Origin of the sequence: Vibrio sp. HI00D65 (assembly GCF_001635455.1) — a bacterium.
Taxonomy (GTDB): Bacteria; Pseudomonadota; Gammaproteobacteria; order Enterobacterales; family Vibrionaceae; genus Vibrio.
On record NZ_LWEH01000216.1, the window covers coordinates 1 to 710 of the forward strand.

The window sequence follows — 710 nt, forward strand, 5'->3', positions numbered from 1 at the left end:
CGGTGTTGGCGGCCTAGTGCTCGCTAGGGTACCTGAGGAGATCGCAAAGCAGAGACAAGAATACTATGCTAAACAACATGCGGATAAAGTTCAAGCCGCAGATAAAGATCTTATGAAGGAAGAGCATCCAAGCATGCCTATCAATATTGATAGACAATCGCGTGTTACTTTTGGTGGCTCAAAGAAATCCTAATTAGGAATTCATAAACCATCGAGATAACATAAACCCGTACTGGAGGCCCGCAAGGGCAGGTACAANTNTAAGGAGGCCTCTATGGCAAAAACAAACAAAGACGCTGCTTTTGGCTTAAGAGCTATTGGCAAAGTCGGTCAGAATAGAGACAACCAGGGTTTAGGGGAGTATAGTATATCATCTGGTGATACTACTAAAATCTTCTTCCAAGATGCGGTTTCAGCAACAGCGGCTGGTACAATTCACCAAGCTGCAGCTTCTGAAGCNTTTCTTCTTGGATCACTCAATGGTGTCTTTTACACTGATCCAACAACTAGTAAGCCTACGTTTGCTAATCACTATGCAGGTTCAATAGCTGCAGCTGATATTAAAGCTTTCGTGGCTGATGATCCGTACGAACGATTTGAAATTCAGTCGAACAAAACTTCTGCGCACGCGCAGTCGGATGTGTTCAACAATTACAACATCGAAGTAACGGCTGGAGATTCCGCGAATAATGTTTCTAAATCAGAACTTA

General features: G+C 43.4%; 1 protein-coding gene. It reads left to right on the top strand.

The genetic code is table 11. The annotated features are described in order from the left end of the window. The coding region (locus A3712_RS27875; protein ID WP_197465845.1) for a hypothetical protein at nt 1–193 on the top strand (193 nt) is incomplete at its 5' end. Nucleotides 194–710: the final 517 nt, after the last annotated feature.